The sequence below is a fragment of the Pseudarthrobacter sp. NPDC058119 genome (assembly GCF_042884655.1).
In the GTDB taxonomy this organism is placed as follows: Bacteria; Actinomycetota; Actinomycetes; order Actinomycetales; family Micrococcaceae; genus Arthrobacter.
In genome coordinates this window covers 194217-218359 of the sequence record NZ_JBHVTN010000008.1, presented here as the reverse complement: position 1 = coordinate 218359, position 24143 = coordinate 194217, and the positions used below count along the sequence as shown (strand labels likewise).

General features: G+C 66.9%; 24 protein-coding genes. 1 reads left to right on the top strand and 23 read right to left on the bottom strand.

Features of this window, described 5'->3' with window-relative positions; translation table 11 throughout:
- Window position 1: 1 nt before the first annotated feature.
- The 11 genes from coaBC to pyrR form a co-directional block, all read right to left on the bottom strand.
- The gene (gene coaBC / locus ACFVTD_RS17475; protein ID WP_387565285.1) at window positions 2-1237 is read right to left on the bottom strand and encodes a bifunctional phosphopantothenoylcysteine decarboxylase/phosphopantothenate--cysteine ligase CoaBC; all 1236 of its coding nucleotides are present in this window, start codon (window positions 1235-1237) and stop codon (window positions 2-4) included.
- A 33-nt stretch (window positions 1238-1270) separates the two neighbouring features.
- Complete coding sequence (rpoZ, locus tag ACFVTD_RS17470) at window positions 1271-1531, bottom strand: DNA-directed RNA polymerase subunit omega (protein ID WP_003800778.1); 261 nt, start codon at window positions 1529-1531, stop codon at window positions 1271-1273.
- A 15-nt stretch (window positions 1532-1546) separates the two neighbouring features.
- Window positions 1547-2140: a guanylate kinase gene (gene gmk, locus ACFVTD_RS17465; RefSeq protein ID WP_387565283.1), complete on the bottom strand. Its 594-nt coding sequence runs from the start codon at window positions 2138-2140 to the stop codon at window positions 1547-1549.
- A 46-nt stretch (window positions 2141-2186) separates the two neighbouring features.
- On the bottom strand, window positions 2187-2504 hold the full coding sequence (gene mihF / locus ACFVTD_RS17460; RefSeq protein ID WP_210411227.1) for an integration host factor, actinobacterial type: 318 nt from the start codon (window positions 2502-2504) through the stop codon (window positions 2187-2189).
- Between the two features lie 110 nt (window positions 2505-2614).
- Window positions 2615-3490, bottom strand: coding sequence for an orotidine-5'-phosphate decarboxylase (pyrF, locus tag ACFVTD_RS17455; RefSeq protein WP_387565281.1), 876 nt, complete (start codon window positions 3488-3490; stop codon window positions 2615-2617).
- Entirely contained in the window at window positions 3483-6797 is a 3315-nt protein-coding gene (gene carB, locus ACFVTD_RS17450) for a carbamoyl-phosphate synthase large subunit (protein ID WP_387565279.1), read from the bottom strand. Before carB ends, pyrF begins: the two co-directional genes overlap by 8 nt.
- On the bottom strand, window positions 6797-8026 hold the full coding sequence (gene carA / locus ACFVTD_RS17445; protein WP_387565277.1) for a glutamine-hydrolyzing carbamoyl-phosphate synthase small subunit: 1230 nt from the start codon (window positions 8024-8026) through the stop codon (window positions 6797-6799). The genes carB and carA overlap by 1 nt, the downstream gene beginning before the upstream one ends.
- A complete protein-coding gene (locus ACFVTD_RS17440; RefSeq protein WP_387565275.1) occupies window positions 8007-8525 on the bottom strand; it encodes a hypothetical protein in 519 nt (172 codons plus the stop codon). Before ACFVTD_RS17440 ends, carA begins: the two co-directional genes overlap by 20 nt.
- On the bottom strand, window positions 8525-9865 hold the full coding sequence (locus ACFVTD_RS17435) for a dihydroorotase (RefSeq protein ID WP_387565273.1): 1341 nt from the start codon (window positions 9863-9865) through the stop codon (window positions 8525-8527). Before ACFVTD_RS17435 ends, ACFVTD_RS17440 begins: the two co-directional genes overlap by 1 nt.
- The gene (locus ACFVTD_RS17430; RefSeq protein WP_387565271.1) at window positions 9865-10890 is read right to left on the bottom strand and encodes an aspartate carbamoyltransferase catalytic subunit; all 1026 of its coding nucleotides are present in this window, start codon (window positions 10888-10890) and stop codon (window positions 9865-9867) included. The genes ACFVTD_RS17435 and ACFVTD_RS17430 overlap by 1 nt, the downstream gene beginning before the upstream one ends.
- The gene (gene pyrR / locus ACFVTD_RS17425) at window positions 10887-11474 is read right to left on the bottom strand and encodes a bifunctional pyr operon transcriptional regulator/uracil phosphoribosyltransferase PyrR (protein WP_387565269.1); all 588 of its coding nucleotides are present in this window, start codon (window positions 11472-11474) and stop codon (window positions 10887-10889) included. The genes ACFVTD_RS17430 and pyrR overlap by 4 nt, the downstream gene beginning before the upstream one ends.
- A 176-nt stretch (window positions 11475-11650) precedes the next feature.
- On the opposite strand from pyrR, the gene ACFVTD_RS17420 reads away from it, so the two are divergent.
- Window positions 11651-12922 carry a PrsW family intramembrane metalloprotease gene (locus ACFVTD_RS17420; RefSeq protein WP_387565267.1) on the top strand — a complete coding sequence of 424 codons (1272 nt, stop codon included), beginning with the start codon at window positions 11651-11653 and terminating at the stop codon, window positions 12920-12922.
- Window positions 12923-12996: 74 nt separating this feature from the next.
- Here ACFVTD_RS17420 and nusB read toward each other — a convergent pair whose 3' ends face one another.
- The 12 genes from nusB to ACFVTD_RS17360 all read right to left on the bottom strand — a co-directional run bounded on the left by nusB (window position 12997) and on the right by ACFVTD_RS17360 (window position 24123).
- Window positions 12997-13407 carry a transcription antitermination factor NusB gene (gene nusB, locus ACFVTD_RS17415; protein WP_141160348.1) on the bottom strand — a complete coding sequence of 137 codons (411 nt, stop codon included), beginning with the start codon at window positions 13405-13407 and terminating at the stop codon, window positions 12997-12999.
- Window positions 13407-13970, bottom strand: a complete 564-nt coding sequence (efp, locus tag ACFVTD_RS17410; protein WP_141160347.1) for an elongation factor P — start codon at window positions 13968-13970, stop codon at window positions 13407-13409. Before efp ends, nusB begins: the two co-directional genes overlap by 1 nt.
- 171 nt (window positions 13971-14141) lie before the next feature.
- The gene (locus ACFVTD_RS17405; protein ID WP_307356425.1) at window positions 14142-14660 is read right to left on the bottom strand and encodes a tetratricopeptide repeat protein; all 519 of its coding nucleotides are present in this window, start codon (window positions 14658-14660) and stop codon (window positions 14142-14144) included.
- Window positions 14660-15751: a 3-dehydroquinate synthase gene (aroB, locus tag ACFVTD_RS17400; RefSeq protein ID WP_387565265.1), complete on the bottom strand. Its 1092-nt coding sequence runs from the start codon at window positions 15749-15751 to the stop codon at window positions 14660-14662. The genes ACFVTD_RS17405 and aroB overlap by 1 nt, the downstream gene beginning before the upstream one ends.
- Entirely contained in the window at window positions 15748-16317 is a 570-nt protein-coding gene (locus ACFVTD_RS17395; protein ID WP_387565263.1) for a shikimate kinase, read from the bottom strand. Before ACFVTD_RS17395 ends, aroB begins: the two co-directional genes overlap by 4 nt.
- Window positions 16317-17516 (bottom strand): chorismate synthase, encoded by a 1200-nt coding sequence (aroC, locus tag ACFVTD_RS17390; protein ID WP_387565428.1) that lies wholly within the window; start codon window positions 17514-17516, stop codon window positions 16317-16319. Before aroC ends, ACFVTD_RS17395 begins: the two co-directional genes overlap by 1 nt.
- A gap of 23 nt (window positions 17517-17539) precedes the next feature.
- Window positions 17540-18400, bottom strand: a complete 861-nt coding sequence (locus ACFVTD_RS17385; RefSeq protein WP_387565261.1) for a shikimate dehydrogenase — start codon at window positions 18398-18400, stop codon at window positions 17540-17542.
- Window positions 18397-20091, bottom strand: a complete 1695-nt coding sequence (mltG, locus tag ACFVTD_RS17380) for an endolytic transglycosylase MltG (protein ID WP_387565259.1) — start codon at window positions 20089-20091, stop codon at window positions 18397-18399. Before mltG ends, ACFVTD_RS17385 begins: the two co-directional genes overlap by 4 nt.
- Window positions 20088-20687: a Holliday junction resolvase RuvX gene (ruvX, locus tag ACFVTD_RS17375; RefSeq protein ID WP_387565257.1), complete on the bottom strand. Its 600-nt coding sequence runs from the start codon at window positions 20685-20687 to the stop codon at window positions 20088-20090. Before ruvX ends, mltG begins: the two co-directional genes overlap by 4 nt.
- Before the next feature lie 7 nt (window positions 20688-20694).
- The gene (gene alaS, locus ACFVTD_RS17370; protein ID WP_387565255.1) at window positions 20695-23373 is read right to left on the bottom strand and encodes an alanine--tRNA ligase; all 2679 of its coding nucleotides are present in this window, start codon (window positions 23371-23373) and stop codon (window positions 20695-20697) included.
- 127 nt (window positions 23374-23500) lie between these two features.
- Complete coding sequence (locus tag ACFVTD_RS17365) at window positions 23501-23731, bottom strand: DUF6167 family protein (protein WP_387565253.1); 231 nt, start codon at window positions 23729-23731, stop codon at window positions 23501-23503.
- Window positions 23732-23748: 17 nt separating this feature from the next.
- On the bottom strand, window positions 23749-24123 hold the full coding sequence (locus tag ACFVTD_RS17360; RefSeq protein WP_387565251.1) for a DUF948 domain-containing protein: 375 nt from the start codon (window positions 24121-24123) through the stop codon (window positions 23749-23751).
- Window positions 24124-24143 lie beyond the last annotated feature (20 nt).

Genomic DNA, 24143 nt, shown 5'->3' with positions numbered 1-24143 from the left:
GTCAATTCGTCGAAACACGGTTCAGTTCAAAGCCGATGCGGGCAATGACGGCTTCCGAAACCTCCGTCTTTGTGCCGGAAGCCTCCTGTGGTTCGGAGCCGGCGCGCGAAAGTATGACCACCGAGTTGGAGTCCTGCCCGAAGACTTTGTCCGTGCCCACGTGGTTGACCACCAGCAGGTCGCAGCCCTTGCGCTGCAGTTTCGCTTCGGCGTATGCGAGGACGTCGCCCTCGCTGTCGCCGGTTTCCGCGGCGAAGCCGACGATGAGCTGCCCGGCCCCGGACGTGCCGGCGTCGCGTCGCTCCACCAGTTCCTGCAGGATGTCCGGGTTGCGGACCAGGGTGATGACGGGGTCTGCGGTGTCGTCGCGTTTCTTGATCTTGGTGTCGGAGACGTCGGCCGGGCGGAAATCGGCCACCGCGGCCGACATAATGATGACGTCGGAGCCGGGAGCGGCCTCCAGCGCGGCCGCCCGGAGCTGCAATGCGGTCTCCACGCGCACCACCTCCATCCCTGCAGGCGGCTGGACGTCCATGTGTGCCGCCAGCAGCCGGACGGTGGCACCGGCGTTCCGGGCAGCGACCGCCAGGGCCACGCCCTGCTTGCCGGAGGACCGGTTGCCCAGGAACCGGACAGGGTCCAGCGGTTCGCGGGTGCCGCCGGCGCTGATGGTCACGGTCTTGCCGGCAAGGGGCAACTGGAAGTCGGACTGTCCCTGGACCAGCGCCATGGCGGCGTCGAAGATCGCCTGCGGTTCAGGCAGCCTTCCCGGTCCGGAGTCAGCGCCCGTCAGCCTGCCGGAGGCGGGTTCGAGGACAGCGGCGCCCCGGCTGCGGAGCGTTTCAACGTTGGCGCGGGTGGCGGCGTGCTGCCACATTTCCGTGTGCATCGCGGGCGCGAACAGCACCGGGCCGTGAGCCATCAGCAGCGTGTTGGTCAACAGGTCCCCGGCCTGGCCGGTGGCGGCTTTGGCCAGGAGGTCAGCGGTCGCGGGTGCAACAACCACCAGGTCAGCCTCGTGGCCAAGCCGGACGTGGTTCACCAGGTGGACGTCGTCAAAGACGCTGTTGCTGACCGGGTTCCCGGACAGCGCCTCCCAGGTGGCGGTGCCGATGAAGCGGGTTGACGCTTCCGTGGGGATCACCGTGACGTCGTGTCCGGCTTCAGTAAAAAGCCGGAGGAGGGATGCCACCTTGTAGGCGGCAATCCCTCCCCCGACTCCGAGGACTATGCGCACGTGGTCTCCGTCAGCATGTCAGTTGGCGGCAGGTTACTCTGCGGCTTCGATCGGCGTGGAGACCAGCTTGCCTTCGTTGATCTCGCGCAGGGCGATCGACAGCGACTTTTCGTTCAGCTTGGTGTCAACCAGGGGCCCGACGTACTCGAAGAGGCCCTCGTGAAGCTGGGCGTAGTAGGCGTTGATCTGACGAGCGCGCTTGGCACCGAAGATCACCAGGCCGTACTTGGAGTCGGCTGCTTCGAGCAGCGAGTCGATCGGCGGGTTGATGATGCCTTCAAGGTTCGTGGACACGGATTCTCCAAATTCCTAGCGGGCTGACGGTTCCGGCAGGTGTGGATGCGGAGTCAGCCCCATGAGTGAAACAAGCTCGTCCGCTGCCCGGCGGACGTCGTCGTTGATGACGGTGTGGTCGAACTCCGGTTCAGCAGCAAGTTCCAGTTTAGCGGTTTCCAGGCGGCGCTGCTGTTCTTCGGGGGTTTCGGTGCCCCGGCCCACCAGCCGGCGGACCATTTCATCCCAGGTGGGCGGAGCCAGGAAGACGAACTGGGCGTCGGGAACGGCGGCTTTAACCTGCCGCGCGCCCTGGAGGTCGATTTCCAGCAGCACCGAGCGGCCCTCCGCAATGGCCCCGTTCACGGTGCTCTTCAGGGTGCCGTAGGTGTTCTGCCCGTGGACCACCGCCCACTCCAGGAGTTCTCCGTCGGCGATGAGCTGCTCGAACTCTTCCTTGGTCTTGAAGAAGTAGTGGATGCCATCCACTTCGCCGGGCCGGGGGGCCCGGGTGGTGGCTGAAACGGAAAGCCAGACCTCGGGGTAGTTGTCCCGGATGTAGGTGGACACGGTGCCTTTGCCAACAGCCGTCGGACCTGCGAGGACTGTCAGTCCCGGTTTCTTGCTCACGTATTCCTTTTGCCACGGTTGGGGAAGGACAGGCGCCGCCTGTGCCTCAGTGCTCGTCTATAAAATCTACCAGCGCCCGGCGCTGGTGGACGCCCAGCCCACGGACCCTGCGGGACGCCGCGATGCCCAGTTGCTGCATGATGGCGGCGGCCCTGACCTTCCCGATGCCCGGGAGGGCCTCGAGCAGCTCCGAAACCCGCATGCGGGCCAGCGCGTCGTCCTCCAGCGCGGAACTGATGATATCCGCGGCCGACCTGTCACCGTTCCGGAGGCTCTCCTTGGCAGCAGCACGGGTAGCCCTGGCCGCAGCCGCCTTGCCCAGGGCCTCGGCCCGTTCAGACGCGGATAAAGGTCGCAGGACCATCACGGACACCCCCGGAGTCGGCGGATTTCATCCAAGGGCGGCCGCCCTTGGACCTGTCCTGAAACTACCCTCTGGTGCAGCCTGAATCAATGCATCCGGACAATTGGGGCCTATTCGCCCCGCAGTCCTTCCAGCGTCCGCAGGGCGGCCTCACGCAGTCCGCGGGTTTCCGGTCCCGCCGCGAGGATATCGCGGCTGGATGTTCCCAGGACGAGCGGGTAGGCATCGCCGAACGTGGCCCGCAGCCCGGCCGGGGTTGCTCCCTGGGCACCGAGCCCGGGCGCCAGGATGGGCCCCCGGACAGCGGCGAGGTCCAGTTCCAGGTCCGCCAGGGCGCTCCCCACGGTGGCACCAACCACCAGTCCGACGGAGCCGAGGCCTCCGGCGTACCGTGAGTTCTCCGCCGCCGCGGACTCCGTGATCCGGCGGGCCACGGAATCCTTCCCGCCGACGTGCTGGACCGAGGCGCCCTCGGGGTTGGACGTCAGTGCCAGCACGAAGACGCCGCGCCCGGTTTCCGCAGCGAGGTCCAGCGCGGGGCGCAGCGACTCGAAGCCAAGGTACGGGCTGAGGGTCACGGAATCAGCCGCGAGCGGAGAGCCGTCCCGGAGCCAGGCGTCGGCGTAGGCGGCCATGGTGGAGCCGATGTCGCCGCGCTTGGCGTCGGCAACGGTAAGTACCGACTGGTTGCGGGCTTCAGCCAGGACCTCTTCCAGGACGGCCAGGCCGGCGGATCCATGACGTTCGTATAGAGCCACCTGCGGCTTGACCGCGGCAGCGAGCGACGCCACAGCCTCCAAGGCCGTCAGCGAAAAACGCCGAAGCCCTTCGGCGTCGTCGTCAAGCCCCCATGCCTTCAGCAGGGCGGGGTGCGGGTCGATGCCGACGCAGAGCGGGCCGCGGGCGGCCATGGCGGCGCCGAGCCGGGAGCCAAACGACTCCCGGCCGGCCCTTGGCACCGTGCTGGTGCCGGATACCTCAGGCATGCTGCAGGGCCGCCTTCTGCGATTCCGCGAGGGCCGCCGCGTGCTCCTGCAGGCTGGTAACTGACCACTGGTAGGTGCGCATTGCTTCGATGGCCTGGACCGCGGCGTTGAATTCGGCCACGGTGGTGATGCACGGGATGCCGATGGACGTTGCCGCGGCACGGATCTCGTAGCCGTCGCTGCGCGCCTCGCCACCGGAGGGCGTGTTGAAGACCATGTCGATCTCCCCCGCCACGATCAGGTCGGCGATGGTGCCTTCACCTTCGGCGCTGCTGCCCTCAGCCACCTTGCGGACGGGGGTGGCCTGGATGCCGTTGCGGCGGAGCACGTCGGCGGTGCCGCCGGTGGAGACGATCTCGAAGCCAAGGTCCGAGAGCCGCTTGACCGCCATGATCACCGAGCGCTTGTCCCGGTTGGCCACGGAGACAAAGACCTTGCCCTCGGTGGGCAGGGCGTTGTTTGCGCCAGCCTGGCTCTTGGCGAAGGCGGTGTCGAAGTGCTTGTCGATGCCCATGACCTCGCCGGTGGAGCGCATCTCGGGTCCGAGCAGGGAGTCCACCACCTTGCCCTCGAGGGTGCGGAACCGGCTGAACGGGAGCACCGCTTCCTTGACGGCCACGGGGGCGTCCAGGGGCAGGGTTGAACCGTCGCCGGACTCGGGCAGCATCTTGTAGGCGCTGCGGAGCTGGTTGATGGTCACGCCGGTGCCGATCAGGGCCGCGGCCTTGGCCATCTGGACGCCCGTGGCTTTGGAAACGAACGGCACGGTACGCGAGGCGCGGGGGTTGGCTTCCAGGACGTACAGCACATCCGAGGCCAGCGCGAACTGGATGTTGATCAGGCCCCGGACGCCCACGCCTTCGGCGATGGCGCGGGTTGCCACGCGGACGCGCTCGATGACGTTGCCCCCCAGGGTGATCGGAGGCAGGACACAGGCGGAGTCGCCGGAGTGGATACCGGCTTCCTCGATGTGCTCCATGATGCCGCCCAGGTACATGTCGGTGCCGTCGAAGAGGGCGTCGACGTCGATCTCGACGGCGTCCTCCAGGAACCGGTCGATCAGCACCGGGTGGTCCGGGGTGATTTCCGTGGCGTTGGCGATGTAGCGGGACAGGTTGGGCTCGTCGTAGACGATTTCCATGCCGCGGCCGCCCAGGACGTAGGACGGGCGGACCAGGACGGGGTAGCCGATCTCGTCAGCGATGGTCTTCGCGTCCTCGAAGGAGACGGCGGTGCCGTTCTTGGGCGATACCAGGCCGGCCTTGTCCAGCACGCGGGAGAAGGCGCCGCGGTGCTCCGCCAGGTCGATGGCCTCCGGGGAGGTGCCCAGGATCGGCACGCCGGCGTCGGCCAGCTGCTGCGCCAGCTTCAGTGGGGTCTGGCCGCCGAGCTGGACGAACACGCCCATGACGCCGCCGGTGCGTTCCTCGGCCGCGATGACCTCCAGCACGTCCTCGAGCGTGAGCGGCTCGAAGTACAGGCGGGTGGAGACGTCGTAGTCGGTGGAGACGGTTTCCGGGTTGCAGTTGACCATGACCGTCTCGTAGCCGGCCTTGCGCAGCGCCATGGAGGCGTGGACGCAGGAGTAGTCGAACTCGATGCCCTGGCCGATGCGGTTGGGGCCGGAACCGAGGATCAGGATGGACGGCTTGGAGTGCAGCGCAACCTCGTCCTCCTCGTCGTAGGCCGAGTAGTGGTACGGCGTGTACGCGGCGAACTCGGCAGCGCAGGTGTCAACGGTCTTGTAGACGGGACGGATGCCCAGCGCCTGGCGGACCCCGCGGACGACGGCCTCGGAGTTGTGGGTCAGGGCACCAATCTGCTCATCCGAGAACCCGTGGCGCTTGGCGCGCTGGAGCATGTCCTTGGTCAGGGCGCCGGCCTGGCGGATTTCGTGGGAGATCTCGTTGAGCAGCTGGAGCTGGTCCAGGAACCACGGGTCAATCTTGGTGGCTTCGAAGAGCTGTTCCACGGTGGCGCCGCCGAGGAGGGCGCGCTGAACCTGGTGCAGGCGTTCGGTGGTGGGGCGCTTGGCCTTTTCGATGAGCTCCGCGACTTCGTATTCGGGGACGGAGCTGAAGTCCAGCTGCGAGCCCTTCTGCTCCAGGGAGCGCAGGGCCTTCTGCAGGGCTTCGGTGAAGTTGCGGCCCATGGCCATGGCCTCGCCCACGGACTTCATGGTGGTGGTCAGGGTGTTGTCCGCGGCCGGGAACTTCTCGAAGGCGAACCGCGGAACCTTGACCACCACGTAGTCGAGGGTGGGTTCGAAGGACGCGGGGGTCTTCTGCGTGATGTCGTTGGGGATCTCGTCCAGGGTGTAGCCGAGCGAGAGCTTGGTGGCAATCTTGGCGATGGCGAAGCCGGTGGCCTTTGAGGCCAGCGCCGACGAGCGGGAAACCCGCGGGTTCATTTCGATGACCACCACACGGCCGGTGGCGGGGTCGATGGCGAACTGGATGTTGCAGCCGCCCGTGTCCACGCCCACCTCGCGGATGACGGCGATGGCTACGTCGCGCAGCTTCTGGTACTCGCGGTCCGTGAGGGTCAGCGCCGGGGCCACGGTGATGGAGTCGCCGGTGTGAACGCCTACGGGGTCGAAGTTTTCGATGGAGCAGACGACAACCACGTTGTCGTTCTTGTCCCGCATCATTTCGAGCTCGTATTCCTTCCAGCCCAGGATGCTCTCCTCGAGCAGCACCTCGCTGGTAGGGCTGTACTGCAGGCCCTGGCCGACGATGCGGCGCAGGTCATCCTCGTTGTAGGCGAGGCCGGAGCCCAGGCCGCCCATGGTGAAGGACGGCCGGACCACCATGGGGTAGCCCAGATCCACGGCAGCCGTGAGGGCCTCGTCCATGCTGTGGATGATGTGGCTGCGGGCAGACTCGGCGCCGCAGCGTTCCACGACGCCCTTGAACTTCTCGCGGTCCTCGCCGAGCTCGATCGCCGCGATGTTGGCGCCAATCAGTTCCACGTTGTACTTCTCCAGCACACCGTTCTTGTCCAGGGCGATGGCGGTGTTCAGCGCTGTCTGGCCGCCCAGGGTGGGCAGCACGGCGTCCGGGCGTTCCTTGGCGATGATCTTCTCCACCACCTCGGGGGTGATGGGCTCGACGTAGGTGGCGTCGGCGAACTCGGGGTCGGTCATGATGGTGGCCGGGTTGGAGTTCACGAGGATGACGCGGAGGCCTTCCTCCTTGAGGACACGCAGTGCCTGGGTGCCTGAATAGTCGAACTCGGCAGCCTGGCCGATGACGATCGGGCCGGAACCAATGACGAGGACGCTTTTGAGATCTGTACGTTTCGGCATTACTTCTTGTCCTCAGTCTTGGAGTCGGTGGAGGTCTGTTTGGTATCCGCCATCAGCTCGATGAAGCGGTCGAAAAGGTAGGCGGCGTCGTGCGGACCGGCGGCAGCCTCGGGGTGGTACTGGACGGAGAACGCCGGGATGTCCAGGCAGGCGAGGCCTTCCACGACGTCGTCGTTCAGGCTGATGTGGCTGACCTCCACCCGGCCGTAGCGTCCTTCCGGTGCCTGGGTGGCGCCGTCGAGCGGTGCGTCCACGGCAAAGCCGTGGTTCTGGGAGGTGATTTCCACCTTGCCGGTGCGGCGGTCCATCACGGGCTGGTTGATGCCGCGGTGGCCGTAGCGGAGTTTGTAGGTGCCAAAGCCCAGTGCACGGCCCAGGATCTGGTTTCCGAAGCAGATGCCGAAGTAGGGCAGCTTCTCATCCAGGACGGAGCGCAGGAGCTTGACCTGGGCATCGGCGGTGGCGGGGTCGCCCGGGCCGTTGGACATGAAGAAGCCGTCCGGGTTGACGGCCTTGACGTCCTCGAGGTTGGCGGTGGCCGGGAGCACGTGGACGCGGACGCCGCGCTCGGCAAACCGGACCGGGGTCATGGCCTTGATGCCAAGGTCGATCGCCGCGATGCTGAAGCGGGGTTCGCCCTCCCAGCCATGGTCCTTGGGTTCCACCACGTACGCTTCATCGACGCTGACTTCCTCGGCCAGGCGCGAACCCTCCATGGGGGCACTGGCCAGGACGGCGTCAAGCAGTTCCTTGTCGGTGCCCTGCGCCGCCTCGCCGGAGAAGATACCGGCGCGCATGGTCTTGTGCTCGCGCAGGTGCCGGGTGATGGCTCGGGTGTCCACGCCCTGGATGCCGACGATGCCCTGGGCCACCAGTTCCTCGTCGAGCGACCGCTCGGAACGCCAGTTGGAGGGGCGGCGCGCGGCATCGCGGACAATGTAGCCGGCCACCCAGATCCGCCGGGACTCGGCGTCGTCATCATTCACGCCGGTGTTGCCGATGTGCGGTGCCGTCTGCACCACTAGCTGGCGGGCGTACGAGGGATCGGTGATGGTTTCCTGGTAGCCGGTCATGCCGGTGGCGAAGACGGCCTCGCCCAGCGCGGTGCCGGTGGCACCGTAGCTGGTGCCGCGGAAAATGCGTCCGTCTTCGAGGACCAGGGCTGCCGGAGCGGAGGTGGTTGCTGTCAATGTATTCGCTTTCACTGTCTTACTTTCCACTGGTGGCACCAGCCGCTGGGGCTGACGAAATCAATTCCTGAAGGGCCTGGTACAGCACGTCCTTGTCCGCAGCGCGGCGGGTTCGGAAGCCGGTATCCAGTTCATGCGTGCCGTGCGTCCATCCGAGCACCAGGAGGCCGTCCTTTTCCACGAACTTACCTGCCATGCCGCTGTCCTGCCGGACTTCAGTGAGGGAGGCCGCGGGGATGTACAGCGCCGGTGCGCCGGACCGCCCGAAGAGGACGCCGTGCGGGTACACCTCGAGGGTGGAGTTGGTGCGGATGCCCAGGCCGTGCACGGCGATCCGGTCAAGCCAGTCACCGGCCGTGGTGGTGGCCACATACTGCCCGTCGGCGGCGGCGGTGGGCTCGCCCGGCGCGTCGGGTACCGGGGGCAGTTGTTCGACGCCGGACTGGCGCTTCAGGCGGTTGCGCCAGCCCACTGCGAGGAGGACAAACACGACGGCGACCACCGCCAGCATGGCAAGGCCGGGAAGGATCTTGTCCATCAGGCAGCGCCTGCCGGGGTTGCGGCGGCGTCCGGGTGGGGCGTGTTGAGGGCACCGTCGAGGACCGTGGGGTGGCCCCTGAAGAAGGTGGCCACCACCTTGCCCGGCAGTTCCCTTCCCTTGAAGGGCGAGTTGCGGCCCATGGTGGCCATCGTGGAGGGGTCCACCGTCCAGCGCGCGGCCGGATCCACCAGGATGAGGTTGGCGGGTTCCCCGGCTTCGATGGGCCTGCCCTGGTCGGCCAGCCGGCCGATTTTGGCTGCCGCGGCGGACGTGACCCGGGCGAAGTCCGCCCACGTCATCAGGCCGGTCTCGATCATGGCGTGCTGGACTACGGACAGCGCCGTTTCCAGTCCGGTCATGCCCATGGCAGCCTGCGCCCACTCGCATTCCTTGTGCTCGCTGGGGTGCGGCGCGTGGTCGGTACCCACAACGTCGATCGTGCCGTCTGCCAGGCCGGCGCGCAATGCCTGGACGTCCGCGTCGGTGCGCAGCGGCGGGTTGACCTTGAACACAGGGTCGTAGCTGCGCACCAGGTCGTCGGTCAGCAGCAGGTGGTGCGGTGTGACCTCTGCCGTGACGTCGATGCCGCGTTCCTTGGCCCAGCGGATGATCTCCACCGAACCGGCCGTGGAGACGTGGCAGACGTGCAGGCGCGAGCCGACGTGCTGGGCCAGGAGGACGTCGCGGGCAATGATGCTTTCCTCGGCCACCGCGGGCCAGCCGGTGAGTCCCAGGACGGCGGAGACGTCGCCCTCGTTCATCTGGGCACCGGCGGTAAGGCGCGGTTCCTGGGCGTGCTGGGCCACCACGCCGTCAAACGCCTTGACGTATTCCAGGGCGCGGCGCATCAGCACGGGGTCGTGGACGCAGATCCCGTCGTCGGAGAACATCCGCACCCGGGCGCGGGAATCTGCCATGGCGCCCAGCTCGGCAAGCTGCTCCCCCGCGAGGCCGACGGTGACGGCGCCTACCGGGCGGACGTCCACCCACCCTGCTGCCTGGCCGAGGGTGTAGACCTGTTCCACCACACCCGCGGTGTCGGCCACCGGTGTGCTGTTGGCCATCGCGTGCACGGCGGTGTAACCGCCCAATGCCGCTGCACGTGTTCCGGTCTCGACAGTCTCGGCGTCTTCGCGGCCGGGTTCGCGGAGGTGGGTGTGGACGTCCACCATGCCGGGCAAGGCCACCAGTCCGGCTGCGTCGATGACGGTGGCGCCGTCAGCGGACAGGCCATGGCCGATCTCGGCGATGATGCTGTCGCGGACCAGCAGGTCGGTCGGGTCGCCGCCCAGGATGGCGGCACCCTGGATGAGGTACGTTCCGGTGTTGCCTGCCATCAGTTGCTCTCCTTGGTGGACGGGGCTGCGGCGTAGGCCGGGGCCCGGTTTGTGGCTGGTTCCCGGGTGTCCCCGGAGAGCAGCAGGTACAGTGCGGCCATCCGCACGGACACGCCGTTGCGGACCTGGGCCAGGACGGTGGAGCGGGGCGAATCAGCGGCAGCGGCGCTGATCTCCAGGCCCCTGTTCATCGGGCCCGGGTGCATAATGATGGTGTCCGTCATGCCCAGGTCATCGAGTGCCCGGAGCCGGTTGTCGTCGAAGCCCCAGCGGCGGGAGTATTCACGGGTGCTCGGGAAGAACGACGCGTTCATGCGTTCGCCCTGGACACGGAGCATCATGACGGCGTCCACGCCGTTTGCGAGGGTCTGGTCCAGGTCGTAGCTGACGCTGCAGGGCCATTTGTCGACGCCGACCGGCAGCAGGGTGGGCGGCGCCACCAGTGTGACTTCCGCGCCCAGGGTCCGGAGCAGCCACACATTGGACCGGGCGACGCGGGAGTGCAGGACGTCACCTGCGACGGCCACCCGCATGCCCTTGAGGTCCGTTCCTTCGGAGCCCGTGCCGGCCAGGCGGGCCCAGTGCCGGCGCATGGTGAACGCGTCCAAGAGGGCCTGGGTGGGGTGCTCATGGGTGCCGTCGCCGGCGTTGATGACGGCGGCATCGATCCAGTCCGTAGCGGCCAGGCGGTGGGGTGCCCCGGACGCCCAGTGACGGATGACGACGGCGTCAGCCCCCATGGCGGACAGGGTCTGGGCCGTGTCCTTGAGCGACTCGCCCTTGGAGACGGAGGATCCCTTGGCGGCGAAGTTGATGACGTCGGCAGAGAGCCGCTTGGCCGCGGCTTCGAAGGAAATGCGGGTGCGCGTGGAGTCCTCGAAGAAGAGGTTGACCACGGTGCGGCCGCGCAGCGCCGGAAGTTTCTTCACCTCCCGCTCCCCCACAGCCGACATTTCCTCGGCAGTGTCAAGGATGCGGATGGCGTTCGAGAGACTCAGGTCCCCGGTGGACAGGAGATGTTTCATGCGCCGCCCTCGATCACGACTTCGTTGACCGGCGCTCCGGCGTCGGACGTGTCCGTTTCCTCCAGCCGGACCCGGACCTTCTCCGCGGAGGAGGTGGGCAGGTTCTTGCCTACATGGTCTGCGCGGATGGGGAGTTCGCGGTGGCCCCGGTCGATCAGGACAGCGAGGCGGACGATACGGGGCCGGCCAAGGTCAACGAGGGCGTCCAGGGCGGCACGGATGGTGCGGCCCGAATAGAGGACGTCGTCGATCAGCACCACGACTTTGTTGTCGATGCCGGTCCGCGGCAGCCTGGTGGGATACGGCGGCCGGGTGCCCTGGTGGGAGAGGTCGTCGCGGAACATGGTGACGTCGAGCTGGCCCACGATGGCGGCGGCATCAACGCTGTCGTCTGCTGCGGCGATTTTTTCGGCCAGCCGGACGGCCAGCGGGTAACCGCGGCGGGGAATGCCCAACAGGACCAGGTCCCGGGATCCCTTGTTGGCTTCGAGGATCTCATGGGCGATACGAGTGAGGGCCCGGTCAATGTCCGCCTGGCTGAGGACAACCCTGGCTGGAACCGGTGCGCTGGTGACAGATGTCAACGCTCGTCTCCCCTTTCCCCGCCTCACAGGACGGAATTAAAAAAGGAATGTTTGCTGTTCAAAATTACCACACGGACTTTCCCGGACCGGTGCCGTGGGACGCGGCGCTGATCACATTCCCGGGCCCGGGGCGGGGGCCCTTTGTGGCACGGAGGTCCGCGCCTAGGCTGTCGGATATGGCGATGTACCCGCAGCAACCCCCTTCCGGGCTTCCCGACGATCCCTACCGCGGTACCCCCGGCCCCCTGCCCCAGCAGGCCAATCCCAGCTGGATGGGCCACGTGCAACCCGAGCACTACCGGCTGGCCCCGGGCCACCAGGGCCAGCCGCTGGCCGTGATGGCGCCTGCGCGGGCAACGGCGCTGCAGGCGCCGCGGACCCGCGGCGGGCTGGTGGGCCTCTCGGTTGCCGGCGGCATACTGGCTTTCCTTAGCCTGTTCCTGGTGGTGCCGTTCCTGCTGTCCAACACCGGCGCCGCAGGCTTCCTGATCGGTTTCCTGGCGTCGCTGGTCCCCCTGGCCGTGGTCCTGGCCGCCGTCCACATCATCGACAGGTGGGAGCCGGAGCCCAAGCGGCTGCTGTTTTTCGCTTTCACCTGGGGCGCGGCGGTGTCCGTTGCCGTGACGCTGTTGATCCAGCCGTTCTTCGTCTTCGCGTTCCAATTCACCGACGAACCGGACCTGCGGACCTATATGGCAACGGTACAGGCGCCCATCGTGGAGGAATTCGCCAAATCCCTGGGGTTGTTGATCCTCCTCCTGGCGGCGCGCCGGCAATTCGACGGCCCCGTGGACGGCGTGGTGTTTGCCTTCACCATCGCCGGCGGATTCGCGTTCACCGAAAACATCCTCTACTTCGGCCGTGCCATTGCAGAGTCCCCGTCCCCCGCGGGCGGCCTCGCCCAGGTCTTCTTCCTCCGCGGCGTCATGTCCCCGTTCGCCCATGCGATCTTCACCGGCACCACGGGCCTTGTGATGGGTTTCGCCGCCCGGCGCTGGCATACCGGGGCGTCAATCGGTGCATTCTTCGTGGGACTGCTGCCCGCCATGTTCCTGCACAACAGGTGGAACAGCATGGGGCAGGGCTTCCTGCTGGACTACATTGTGGTCCAGGTACCCATCTTCCTGCTCGCGGTGGGCGGCATCATCTTCCTGCGGGTGGCCGAGAAACGGCTGACCCGCCAGCGCCTGCTGGAGTACTCGGCCGCAGGCTGGTTTACCCCGGCCGAAGTCGAGTTGCTGGCTACGGTGGGTGGCCGGCGGACAGCCGTGGCATGGGCGGCAAGGTCGGGGCGGAAGCGGCAGATGAAGCAATTCCTGAAGGCTGCCACCCAGCTGGCCAACACCCGGCAGCGTATCCTCAGCGGCCGCGACGTACCGCTGCACCAGGCTGAGGAAAGGCAGCAACTCCAGCACATCCTGTCCCTGCGCGCGGCGGTTGCCGCCTGACGGCCGGCAGGAAACGCAGAAGGCCCCGCCGGTGGCGGGGCCTTCTGCGTTGACGGCGTGTTGTCCTGCGCGGGTCAGGCGAGCAGCGAAGGCTTCAGCTGCTGCAGCCGGCCCAGCAGGCCGTTGATGAACTGCGGAGACTCGTCGGTGGACAGCGTCTTGGCCAGCGCAACTGCTTCGCTGACCGCGACTCCGTCAGGGACGTCGTCGTTGTAAAGGAGCTCCCAGGTGCCGATGCGCAGGATGATGCGGTCCACCGAAGGCATCCGCTCCAGGGTCCAGCCCTGCGAGTACGTCTCCAGGAACTCGTCGATCGCCGCCTGCTGGGAGACGACGCCTTCCACGATTTCCAGGGTGTAGGGGTTGACCACCTGGTCGGTCTTTTCCCGGCGTGCGCGGAGCACGTCGAACGCCGAAACAGAGCGCTGCTCCGCTTCGAAAAGAACATCCAGTGCCCTGCTGCGGGCTTTACCGCGGGCGCTCACTACTCAGAAACCCGGCCCAGGTAGCTGCCATCGCGGGTGTCCACCTTGACCTTGGTGTTGTTCTCGATGAAGAGCGGGACCTGGATTTCGTAGCCGGTCTCCAGGGTGGCGGGCTTAGTGCCTGCGGAGGAGCGGTCGCCCTGCAGGCCCGGCTCCGTGTAGGTGATTTCGAGGACGACGCTCGGCGGCAGTTCGATGTAGAGGGGGTTGCCGTCGTGGATGGCAATGTTGACCATCTGGTTTTCGAGCATGAAGTTGGTGGCGTCGCCAACGGTGGCGCCGGAGACGGTGATCTGGTCATAGTCGGAGGTGTCCATGAACACGAAGTCCGCACCGTCCTGGTACAGGTACTGGTAGTCACGGCGGTCCACGGTGGCCGTTTCGATCTTCAGGCCGGCGTTGAACGTCTTGTCAACAACCTTGCCGGACATCACGTTGCGCATCTTGGTCCGCACAAAGGCGCCACCCTTGCCGGGCTTGACGTGCTGGAATTCGATGACGTTCCAGAGCTGGCCCTCAAGCTTCAGGACAGTTCCGTTCTTAATGTCGTTAGTGGTTGCCACTGGTTTCCTCTGGTTTCTTTGTCTGGCCGCGTGGTCAGATGCTGTATACCGGGCGGGCACGCCACAACGGCCCGCCTGCACGTGTTTGTCAAAAATCGCGTGGATGCAAAAATTCCACAACCATTCTACCGGTAAATACCGGGCAGCCTTTCCGGGGCTCCAGGAGAGGGCTCAGCAGGCCAGGTCAAGGACGTCCCGGGCCCGCTGCAGGGCCACGGTGGAGGAGTAGATCTGGGCCGCATCCGCCGACTGCGCCACTCGGAGGTCCAGGGCCTTGGAGAAGGACTCAACGGCGGCGGAGGTCTGTCCCGCCGCGTACTGCGTGCGTCCCAGGTATTGCAGTGCGGGCGCTTCGCGGGGTGTCCCGTGAACCTCTGCCACGAGTTGGCGGAACAGTTCGATGGCGCGGTCCATCCGGTGCGAGACGCTCAGCACTTCGGCTTCGAAAAGGCGCAGCCGGAATGATTCCGGGTCCTTGAACCGGGCTTCCGCCAGCAGTTCGGCGGCGTCCGAGGCGTGGCCCTCCACCAGCAGCACGAAGATCGGGTCGGCAGGGTCGGTGGAAGCGGCCAGGGCTTCCCTGACTGCGTCCTCGTTGATGATCTGCGGGCGCAGGGTGTCCGGGTTGATCCTGATCCCGGGGAACCCGGCCTCGGGCCAATCAGCGGTACCGCTCATGTCGCCCTGCATCAGGAGGCAATTTCCTGGTAGGCGGCAAACAGCAGCGACGTGTCCGGGACGTCGAGGATTCCGGGCTTGGCGATGCCGTCCAGGACGACGAAGCGCAGCAGGTCCCCCCGGGATTTCTTGTCGCGGCGCATGCCGTCGAGCAGGCCCTGCCACCGGTCCCGCCGGTAGGTGACCGGAAGCCCCAGCCCGTCGAGAATGCTCCGGTGCCGGTCGGCGTCGGCATCGCTGAGCCGGCCGACGCTGCGGGCGAGTTCCGCGGCGAACATCATGCCGACGGACACGGCAGCGCCGTGCCGCCAGGAGTAGCGTTCCACCAGTTCGATGGCGTGGCCGAGGGTGTGGCCGTAGTTCAGGATTTCCCGCAGGCCGGATTCCTTGAGGTCCTCGGAGACCACTTTCGCCTTGACTGCGATGGCCCGTTCGATGAGTTCGCGGAGTGCTTCGGAGCGGGGGTCCACCACCGCGGCGGGGTCCTTTTCGACCAGGTCGAGGATGGCAGGATCAGCAATGAACCCGCATTTGATGACCTCAGCCAGGCCGGAAATGATTTCGTTCTTCGGCAGCGTGTCCAGGGTGTCCAGGTCTGCAAGGACGGCTGCGGGCGGGTGGAAGGCGCCCACCAGGTTCTTGCCCTCGGCGGTGTTGATGCCGGTCTTGCCGCCCACGGACGCGTCCACCATGCCGAGAAGGCTGGTGGGCATGTGGATGACCTTGACCCCGCGCAGCCAGGTGGCGGCGACGAAGCCGGCAAGATCGGTCACCGCTCCCCCGCCCACGGCAACAATGGCATCGGAGCGGGTGAAATCATTCTGGCCAAGGACCTGCCAGCAGAAAGCGGCCACCTGGATGTGCTTGCCTTCTTCCGCGTCCGGGATTTCGGCGGTGAGGGAGGTGAAACCAGCGGCGGCGAGTTCGTCCCGGACGGTGTCTCCGGTGAGGCGAAGGGCACGGGGGTGGATCACCAGGACCCGCCGGACGCGCTCCCCGAGCAGCCCGGGAAGGTCACCAAGCAGGCCGCGCCCGACGACGACGCCGTAGTTGTTGCCGGCACCTTCGCCGGTGACGTTGATGACTGTTGATTGCGTGTTCACTTTTCAACTTCCTGTTTGGCAGCTGCGTGGTTCCGCAGTGCTGCTTCCAGCCGGCCGCCGAGCTCAGGTATTGAGCCGTGGCGGACGTCCAGGGTGATGTCGGCCAGCCTCTCGTAGACCGGCCTGCGGGTGGCGAACATTGCCGTCCAGCGGCCCATGGCGTCACCGGCAAGGAGGGGTCTGCCGGAGTTCCGGGCAATCCGGTCCGCCACGGTGTCGGCGTCGCATTCCAGGTACACCACGGTGCAGCGGCTGATCAGTTGCTGCGTCCCAGAATCGAGTACCGCCCCACCGCCCAGTGAGATGATCGTGGGCGTGGCTTCGGCTTCCTCCACGGCGTCGGCAACGGTCCTGGCCTCAATCTCCCGGAAGGCGTGCTCGCCGCGTCCGGCGAAGATGTCGGCGATGGACCCGTGGCCGGCAACGATCACGGCGTCCGTGTCGATGAACCGCGCGCCCACCTGCTGGGCGAGCTGCTGTCCGATGGCCGATTTGCCCACCGCCATCGGGCCGATGAGCACTACCGGCCGGTCGCCGAGAGGTGCGGGACTGCTGCGGTGGAGCACTACTGGCCGATCGAGTCCAGGGATGCCGGGATGCTGTCCAGGTAGCCCTTGATGTTGCGTGCGGTTTCCGCCACGGAGTCACCGCCGAACTTTTCGATGACTGCTTCGGCGAGGACCAGGGCCACCATGGCCTCGGCCACCACGCCGGCAGCCGGAACTGCGCAGACATCCGAGCGCTGGTGGTGTGCCTTGGCCGGCTCGCCGGTGCTGACGTCGATGGTCCGCAGGGCGCGCGGAACGGTGGCGATGGGCTTCATGGCCGCGCGGACCCGGAGGACATCGCCGATGCTCATGCCGCCTTCGATGCCGCCGGCGCGGTTGCTGGCGCGGACAATCCGGCCGTCGCTGTCCCGGACGATTTCGTCGTGGGCGGCGGAGCCACGGCGTGCAGCCGTGAGGAAGCCGTCGCCGACCTCAACCCCCTTGATGGCCTGGATGCCCATGAGTGCAGCGGCCAGCCTGGCGTCGAGCCGGCGGTCCCAGTGCACGTAGCTGCCCAGTCCGGGCGGGAGCCCGTAGGCCAGAACCTCCACCACGCCGCCCAGGGTTTCGCCTTCCTTGTGCGCGGCATCCACTTCGGCCACCATGGCGTCCGACGTTTCGCGGTCGAAGCAGCGCAGGGGGTCTGTGTCCAGGGCGATGACGTCACCGGGCACCGGGAGCGGACGGCCTTCGGGCACCGTCACGCTGGCGATGGACACCGTGTGGCTGACAAGCTCAATGCCGAGGTGCTTGAGGAACTGGGCCGCCACGGTCCCCAACGCCACGCGGGTGGCAGTTTCCCTCGCGCTGGCGCGCTCCAGCACTGGGCGGGCCTCGTCGAAGCCGTATTTCTGCATGCCGGTGAAGTCGGCATGCCCCGGGCGCGGCCGGGTCAGGGGCGCATTGCGCGCCTGGTCGGCGAGAAGTTCGGGTTCCACCGGGTCGGCGGACATGATCTGCTCCCACTTCGGCCACTCGGTGTTCGCCACCTGGATGGCGACGGGACCGCCCTGGGTCAGGCCGTGCCGCACACCGCCGAGGATGGTCACCACATCCTGCTCGAACTTCATCCGTGCCCCGCGCCCGTAGCCAAGCCGGCGGCGGGCCAGGGAGTCTGCGATGTGGCCACCGGTGATTTCGACACCGGCGGGGACGCCTTCAATAATTCCCATCAGAGCCGGGCCATGGGATTCACCGGCAGTCAACCAACGCATAATTTCCATCCTGCCACGTAGGGCGGTCACAACGCCCGCCGGGCAAGGCCGACTGCGTCACACATCACATCTATGACAGCTGCATTAACGTCTTCCCCGCGCCGGGAGAAGAGCCGCACCTGTTCCACGGCCTGGTACAGCAGCATCTCCAGGCCGGGCACTACGGCACCCCCGCCGGACTGCCACACGGAGGCAACCAGGCTGGGCCACGGATCGTAGGCAACGTCCAGCAGGACGCCGGGCGTCGGAGTCTTCAACGCCGCAATTTCCGCGGCGAGTCCGTCTGCCGCGCGGGGCGGCAGGGTGGAAATGACGACGTCGGCGTCCGCAGTCGGGCGGGCGGCCGCGGACAGGGGAAGGATTGCGAGGTCCACGCCCAGGCTGTCGGCGGCGGAGCGGACATCTGCCGTCCGCGACGCATCGCGGACGAAGACCTTCACGGTCCCGGTGCCCAGTTCCTTCAGGGCAGCGATGGCGGATGCCGCTGTTCCGCCGCCGCCAAGGATCACGGCCGACGGCGCCGCCTTGGTGCCGGCGTGGCGCAGGGCGTTGACGATGCCTGTGACATCCGTATTCGAGCCCACGGTCTTCACGCTGCCCGCCGATTCCTCGAACGTGACCGTGTTCACCACGCCGAGGGTCCCTGCCACCCCCCGTACCTCGTCCACCTCACGCAGCATGGCCGTCTTCAACGGCATGGTCACCGAGAGGCCCCGCCAGCCCGGCTGGTCCCGGATCTGGCGCATGAAGGACGGCAGCAGCGCCTCCGTGACGTCGATGGCCGTGTAACTGATGCCCGCCCCGAGCTGCGCGTAGGCAGAGAGGTGCAGCGCCGGGGACTTCGAGTGGCTGATCGGGTGGCCAAGGACGGCAGCCCGCAGGCTCATGTGCAGCGGCCCGCGTTGGCCTGGCACCACGCGTTGTACTGCTCAACGTAGGTGTTGTGTTCGGCCAGCGTCTTGGCGAACTTGGTCTCCTTGGTGTCCAGGTTCACGGTCACCCAGTACAGGTAGTCGTTGGCCTTGGGCCGGGCGGCAGCGTCGATGGCGGTCTTGCCCGGTGAGCCGATGGGCCCGGGCGGCAGGCCCGGGTTGGCATAGGTGTTGTACGGGTTGGACTTGTCCTTCCGCTGCTCATCGGTGAAGTTGAAGCTCCGGGTGCCCAGGCCGTACGTGACGGCCGAGTCAACCTGCAGGAACCCGCCGGTCTGGTCGTTGGGCTTAAGCCGGTTGTAGATGGCACCGGCCACGTCGCCGTAGTCGGCCTGGCCGCCTTCGGCCTGGACGATGCTTGCCACGATGACGGCCTCGTACTGCTTCGCCGGATCGGTGATTCCCTGCGATACCAGCTCGTCAGTGGTGGCCTTCACCAGGGCCTGCAGGATGTCCTTGGCAGGGGTGCCCAGGGGGAAGCGGTACTCGCCGGGAGCCAGGTAGCCTTCAAGGTTCTTGGCGTTGGCGGGCAGGCCGAACTGGGCCGGCGCGTTGCTGAGCGCCTGCAGTTGCTGCATGGACACACCGGAGCCCTCGGAGATCGCTTGCAGGGACTCGCTGATCCGCAGGCCGGCGCTCAGGGCAAAGTAGATGACCTTGGTCTTGTCCTTGCCTACCAGGACATTGACGGCGTCCGCGTTCTTCATTTCGTTCTTGAAGACGTAGTCGCCCGGCGACAACGTTGCCCCTGAGGCATGGAACGCCTGCATGAAAGTGTCCGCGTTGGCCACGACGCGCTGGTTTTCCAGTTCGGTGGCCACAGAGCGCGTCCCTTCGCCGCTGGCAACGGTCACGTGGACCTCTCCCGTTCCGGGACCGGGAAAGTCAGATGGCTTGCCGTCCCCCAGCAGGGGTTTGAGGAACTGGGCGCCCACGGCTACCGCCGTCACGAAGACAGCAAGGGTCAGGAACAGCGCCAGCAGCCTGCGGCGGCGCCGGACCTTCTTGGACGGCCGCTTCACCACATCGGCGGACGTCGCCGGGAGGATCCCGGCCACGGGGTCGGTGTGTGCCGGCTCGTGGTGGTAATCCGTCGCCTCATACCCGTCATGGCCGTGCACGTCCTCCCCGTGGTGGAGGTGGACGTCCTGGTGCAGGACGTCGTCGTGGTGTGCCTCGCCATAGTGGACCTCGTCCACGTGGTGCGGAACGTCGTCGTGGTGTGCCTCGCCAAAGTGGACCTCGTCCAGGTGGTGCGGGACGTCGTCGTGGTGCGCCGCTTCCGGCGCGTGGACCGGCGCGTCGTCGTGCCCCTCTTCCTCCTGGTGGGCAGCGTCAGCGGCGGCCGCATCGTCCGAAGTGCCGTCCACGTTCTGGCCGTCCTGGATGGACGGTGGTGTTTGTGGTGCTGCCGGGACATCCCCGGTACCGGGATGCGGGGCAAAGGTGGGTGCGGCTGCAGCGGCGGCAGGAGGTGCTGCCGGTGGCGGCGGGACGTCACCGGTTTCGTAGGCCTGCTCGGGCACAGCGTCGTGGCCTCCGGTGTTGAGGCTCTTCTCCCGGGCCCGCAGTTCCTTGCGGGTCAGTGGCCTCCCGGCCCCGGGGTCCAGCGGACCGGAGGTGTCGTCAATGTTGGCAGGGCTCACTGTTGCCTTCCATTATCTGAAGATTGGTTCGTGTCCGCGGGGTTGGCGCGGACGGACTGGTCCGCCCCACCGGCCCCCAGGTCCACGGACGGGGATGGCGCTGTCACGCGTGAGCCGACATCCGCTCCCCTGGCTTTCTGCATGTCGATGGCGTGCTGGAGGATACCCGCCGCCGCGACCTGATCCACTACTTTACGGTGGTCCCTGCTGCTCATGCCAGCTTCGTGCAGGTTCCGGTGGGCCGAGACACTGCTGAGGCGCTCGTCCACGAGGTTGACCGGGACCGCCAGGCCGCGGCCGGCAAGCTCGGTTGCCAACAGCAGTGCATAGTCGGCCGCCATCCTCGCGGAGGCGTGTTCCTCGCCCTTCATGGTCCTGGGCAGACCGACGATGACCTGTACGGCTCCAAGTTCCTCCGCGAGCTTGGCGATGACGCGGACGTCCGAATTCTTCCTGGCGTTCCGGTCAAGGGTCTTGTAGGGCGTGGCCAGGATCGAATCGCGGTCGCAGATGGCCACCCCTACGCGGACGGTGCCGACGTCGACCCCCAGCTTCACGCCCTGGGGGTAGCCGCCGGCAGCAACAGCACTGGTCATGGTTGGGTTATCGCCTGGAAATGGCGTCGACGACGGCTGCCAGGGCAGCGCCGACCTTTCCGGCATCGGTTCCGCCGCCCTGGGCAACGTCATCCTTGCCACCGCCGCCACCGCCGAGGACACCCGCGGCGACCCGGACCAGGGCACCGGCCTTCACGCCGGCCTCCCTGGCTGCCTCGTTGGTGGCCACCAGGATCAGGGGACGGTCATTGGCGACGCCGGCGACGGCCACAGCTGCCGCACCGGACCCCAGGCGGTTGCGGAGGTCCAGGGCCAGGCCGCGGATGTCGTCCGCGCCGCTGACCGGGCCTGCATCGTGTGCCAGAACCTGGACTCCCCCGGCGTCCTTGGCGGTGTTGACCAGTTGCGCGGCGGAGGCAGCAAGCTGTTCCTTGCGGAGCCGGTCCAATTCCTTCTCCGTGGCCTTGAGCTTGGCCAAGGTTGCGGAAATCCTGTCGGCGAGCTGGCCGGATGGGACCTTGAGCAGGTCGGTCAGCTCGGTCACCAGGGCGCGTTCGGCGGCCAGGTGGCGGAAGGCTTCCATACCCACGAAGGCCTCCACCCGGCGGTTGCCTGACCCTACAGACTGTTCACCGAGCAGGGACAGGCTGCCGATCAGCGAGGTGTTGGCGACGTGGGTGCCACCGCACAGCTCGCGCGACCACGCGCCGTCGATCTCCACCACGCGCACTTCGCTGCCGTAGTTTTCGCCGAAGAGCGCCATGGCGCCCATGGCCTTGGCCTCGGCCAGCCCCATGATCTTCGTTTCCACCGCGTAGTTGTTGCGGATGGCGAGGTTGGACACCTCTTCGATTTCGGAGCGGGTGGCCGTGCTCAGCCCCTCGCCCCAGGCAAAGTCGAAGCGCAGGTAGCCGGCCTTGTTGAAGGAGCCGCGCTGGGTGGCTTCCGGGCCAAGGATCTGGTGCAGGGCGGCGTGCACGATGTGCGTGCCGGTGTGCGCCTGCTCGGCGGCATGGCGGCGTTCACGGTCGACGGCGGCGCGGACCAGGGAGTCGGCGCCGATTTCACCTTCGCGGACAATCGCCTTGTGCACGCTCAGGCCCTTCACGGGGCGCTGGACGTCGAGGACCTCGACGACGAAGCCGTCACCGGTGATCAGGCCCGTGTCGGCGGCCTGGCCGCCGGCCTCGGCGTAGAACGGCGTCTCGGCAAGCACGAGTTCGATTTCGTCACCGGTGGACGCCTGCTGGACCTGCCGGCCTGCGCTGAGCAGCCCGCGGACGCGGGATTCGCCTTCGAGTTCGGTGTAGCCCGTGAACACGGTCTCGCCCTGGCCCAGTATTTCCTGGAAGACGCTGACGTCGGCGTGGCCGCCCTTCTTGCCCTTGGCGTCGGCCTGGGCGCGCTGGCGCTGTTCCTGCATGAGGCTGCGGAACGCGGCCTCATCGACCTTCAGGCCGGCCTCTTCGGCCATCTCAAGGGTGAGGTCGATCGGGAAACCGTAGGTGTCGTGCAGGGTGAAGGCATCCTCGCCGGAAAGCGGCTTGTTGGCCGCCTTCGACTCCTTGACCGCGTCCTCGAGCCGGGCGGTACCGGAGGCGATGGTGCGCAGGAAGGCCTTCTCTTCGGCGTAGGCGATGCGGCTGATCCGGTCGAAATCGGTCTCCACCACGGGGTAGACGCCCTTCATGGCGTCGCGTGAAGCGGGCAGCAGCTCGGGCAGGCAGGCCTGTTCGACGCCGAGGAGCCGCATGGAACGCACGGCGCGGCGGATGAGGCGGCGCAGGACGTAGCCACGTCCTTCGTTGGACGGCGTGACGCCGTCGGAGATCAGCATGAGGGCCGAGCGGACGTGGTCTGCCACCACGCGCATGCGGACGTCGTCGGTGTGGTGCGGATCGTCCTCGGTTTCCGCGGAGGTGTACTCCTTGCCGGAAAGTTCCGCGGCCTTGTCGATCACGGGACGGACCTGGTCGGTCTCGTACATGTTCTCGACGCCCTGCAGGATCATTGCGAGGCGTTCCATGCCCAGGCCGGTGTCGATGTTCTTCTTCGGCAGCTCACCGACGATGTCGAAGTCGACCTTGGAGCGGACGTTTTCAATCTGGTATTGCATGAACACGAGGTTCCAGATCTCGATGTAGCGGGTTTCGTCAGCCAGCGGTCCGCCTTCGATGCCGTAGGCCGGTCCGCGGTCGTAGTAGATCTCGGAGCAGGGTCCCGCCGGGCCGGGCTGGCCCGTTGACCAGTAGTTGTCCGACTTGCCCATGCGCTGGATGCGTTCGGCGGGGACGCCGGTGTTCTTCAGCCACAGTTCCTCGGCTTCGTCGTCCTCCTCGTAGACCGTTACCCACAGCTTCTCGGGCGGAAGGCCGTAGCCGCCGTCGTCAACGCTTGTGGTGAGCAGCTCCCAGGCGAACTTGATGGCGTCTTCCTTGAAGTAGTCGCCAAACGAGAAGTTGCCGCACATCTGGAAGAAGGTGCCGTGCCGGGCGGTCTTGCCCACTTCCTCGATGTCGCCGGTGCGGATGCATTTCTGGACGCTGGTGGCGCGGGAGTAAGGTGCTTCCTCGCGGGCGGTGAGGTAGGGAATGAACGGGACCATGCCGGCCACCGTGAACAGCAGCGAGGGGTCGCTGGAGACCAGCGATGCGGAGGGAACCGCGGTGTGGCCCTTGCTGACAAAAAAGTCCACCCAGCGCTTTGTGATCTCCTGCGACTTCATGAGCTGTTTTCTTACCCTTCTTGGTCCGTGCCGGGGGGTGGCACGGGTATTTCGTTCAGGTGGCCTGACCCCGGGTACGGGATCCTGCCGGTTGTTGGCTGGCTGACAGTGATATGCCCTGCCGGGCCTAGCGGCGGGCCACTTCAGCGGACTCGATGCCCAGGGCGGACCTCAGGTCGGTTTCCCGTTCCCGCATACCTGCGCGGACGGCGTCGGCGAAGTCGTAGACTCCGTCGGCCAGCCGCCCCACCGAGCGGTTGAGGCCTTCCGGCCCCAGGCTGGCCTGCGCCTGGCTCACTTTTCGGAAGGCAATGACGCCGATGGCCACGCCGATTCCCATCCAGACAATTCTTTTCATGACTCTTCTTTTCGGCTCTAGCGGCTGCGGCGCCCGGCGGCGGGCTTCCGTCGGTTGGCGAAGGCGCTGCGGACGCCGTAGCTGAAGGCGGCAACCTTGATCAGCGGGGAGCCGACCGTTGCGGCAACCAGCGAGGACAGCGCGGAGATGTTCGCCGAGGCATCCGAGACGTTCGACGAGATGCCATCCACCTTCTTCAGCTGCTGGTTGGTGGTGGAGACGGTGGCCGTGACCTCGTCCATCAGGGGCGTGGCGCCGTCGCTCAGGGACTTGATGGTGGTCCGCACCTCATCGAAGACTTTTCCGAGCTTCAGGATGGGGACCGCAAGCAGCAGGACCAGGAGCGCGAACACCCCGGCAGCGATCAGGCCGGCAATATCGCCACCAGACATAGACGTTCATCTCCTCGAAA

Excerpts from the sequence above, each read along its gene's own strand:
- mihF (WP_210411227.1), bottom strand. The coding sequence starts at position 2,504 with ATGGTCCTGCGACCTTTATCCGCGTCTGAACGGGCCGAGGCCCTGGGC.
- pyrF (WP_387565281.1), bottom strand. The coding sequence starts at position 3,490 with ATGCCTGAGGTATCCGGCACCAGCACGGTGCCAAGGGCCGGCCGGGAG.
- carB (WP_387565279.1), bottom strand. The coding sequence starts at position 6,797 with ATGCCGAAACGTACAGATCTCAAAAGCGTCCTCGTCATTGGTTCCGGC.
- ACFVTD_RS17440 (WP_387565275.1), bottom strand. The coding sequence starts at position 8,525 with ATGGACAAGATCCTTCCCGGCCTTGCCATGCTGGCGGTGGTCGCCGTC.
- ACFVTD_RS17435 (WP_387565273.1), bottom strand. The coding sequence starts at position 9,865 with ATGGCAGGCAACACCGGAACGTACCTCATCCAGGGTGCCGCCATCCTG.
- ACFVTD_RS17430 (WP_387565271.1), bottom strand. The coding sequence starts at position 10,890 with ATGAAACATCTCCTGTCCACCGGGGACCTGAGTCTCTCGAACGCCATC.
- ACFVTD_RS17420 (WP_387565267.1), top strand. The coding sequence starts at position 11,651 with ATGGCGATGTACCCGCAGCAACCCCCTTCCGGGCTTCCCGACGATCCC.
- ACFVTD_RS17405 (WP_307356425.1), bottom strand. The coding sequence starts at position 14,660 with ATGCAGGGCGACATGAGCGGTACCGCTGATTGGCCCGAGGCCGGGTTC.
- ACFVTD_RS17385 (WP_387565261.1), bottom strand. The coding sequence starts at position 18,400 with ATGAGCCTGCGGGCTGCCGTCCTTGGCCACCCGATCAGCCACTCGAAG.
- ruvX (WP_387565257.1), bottom strand. The coding sequence starts at position 20,687 with ATGACCAGTGCTGTTGCTGCCGGCGGCTACCCCCAGGGCGTGAAGCTG.
- alaS (WP_387565255.1), bottom strand. The coding sequence starts at position 23,373 with ATGAAGTCGCAGGAGATCACAAAGCGCTGGGTGGACTTTTTTGTCAGC.
- ACFVTD_RS17365 (WP_387565253.1), bottom strand. The coding sequence starts at position 23,731 with ATGAAAAGAATTGTCTGGATGGGAATCGGCGTGGCCATCGGCGTCATT.
- ACFVTD_RS17360 (WP_387565251.1), bottom strand. The coding sequence starts at position 24,123 with ATGTCTGGTGGCGATATTGCCGGCCTGATCGCTGCCGGGGTGTTCGCG.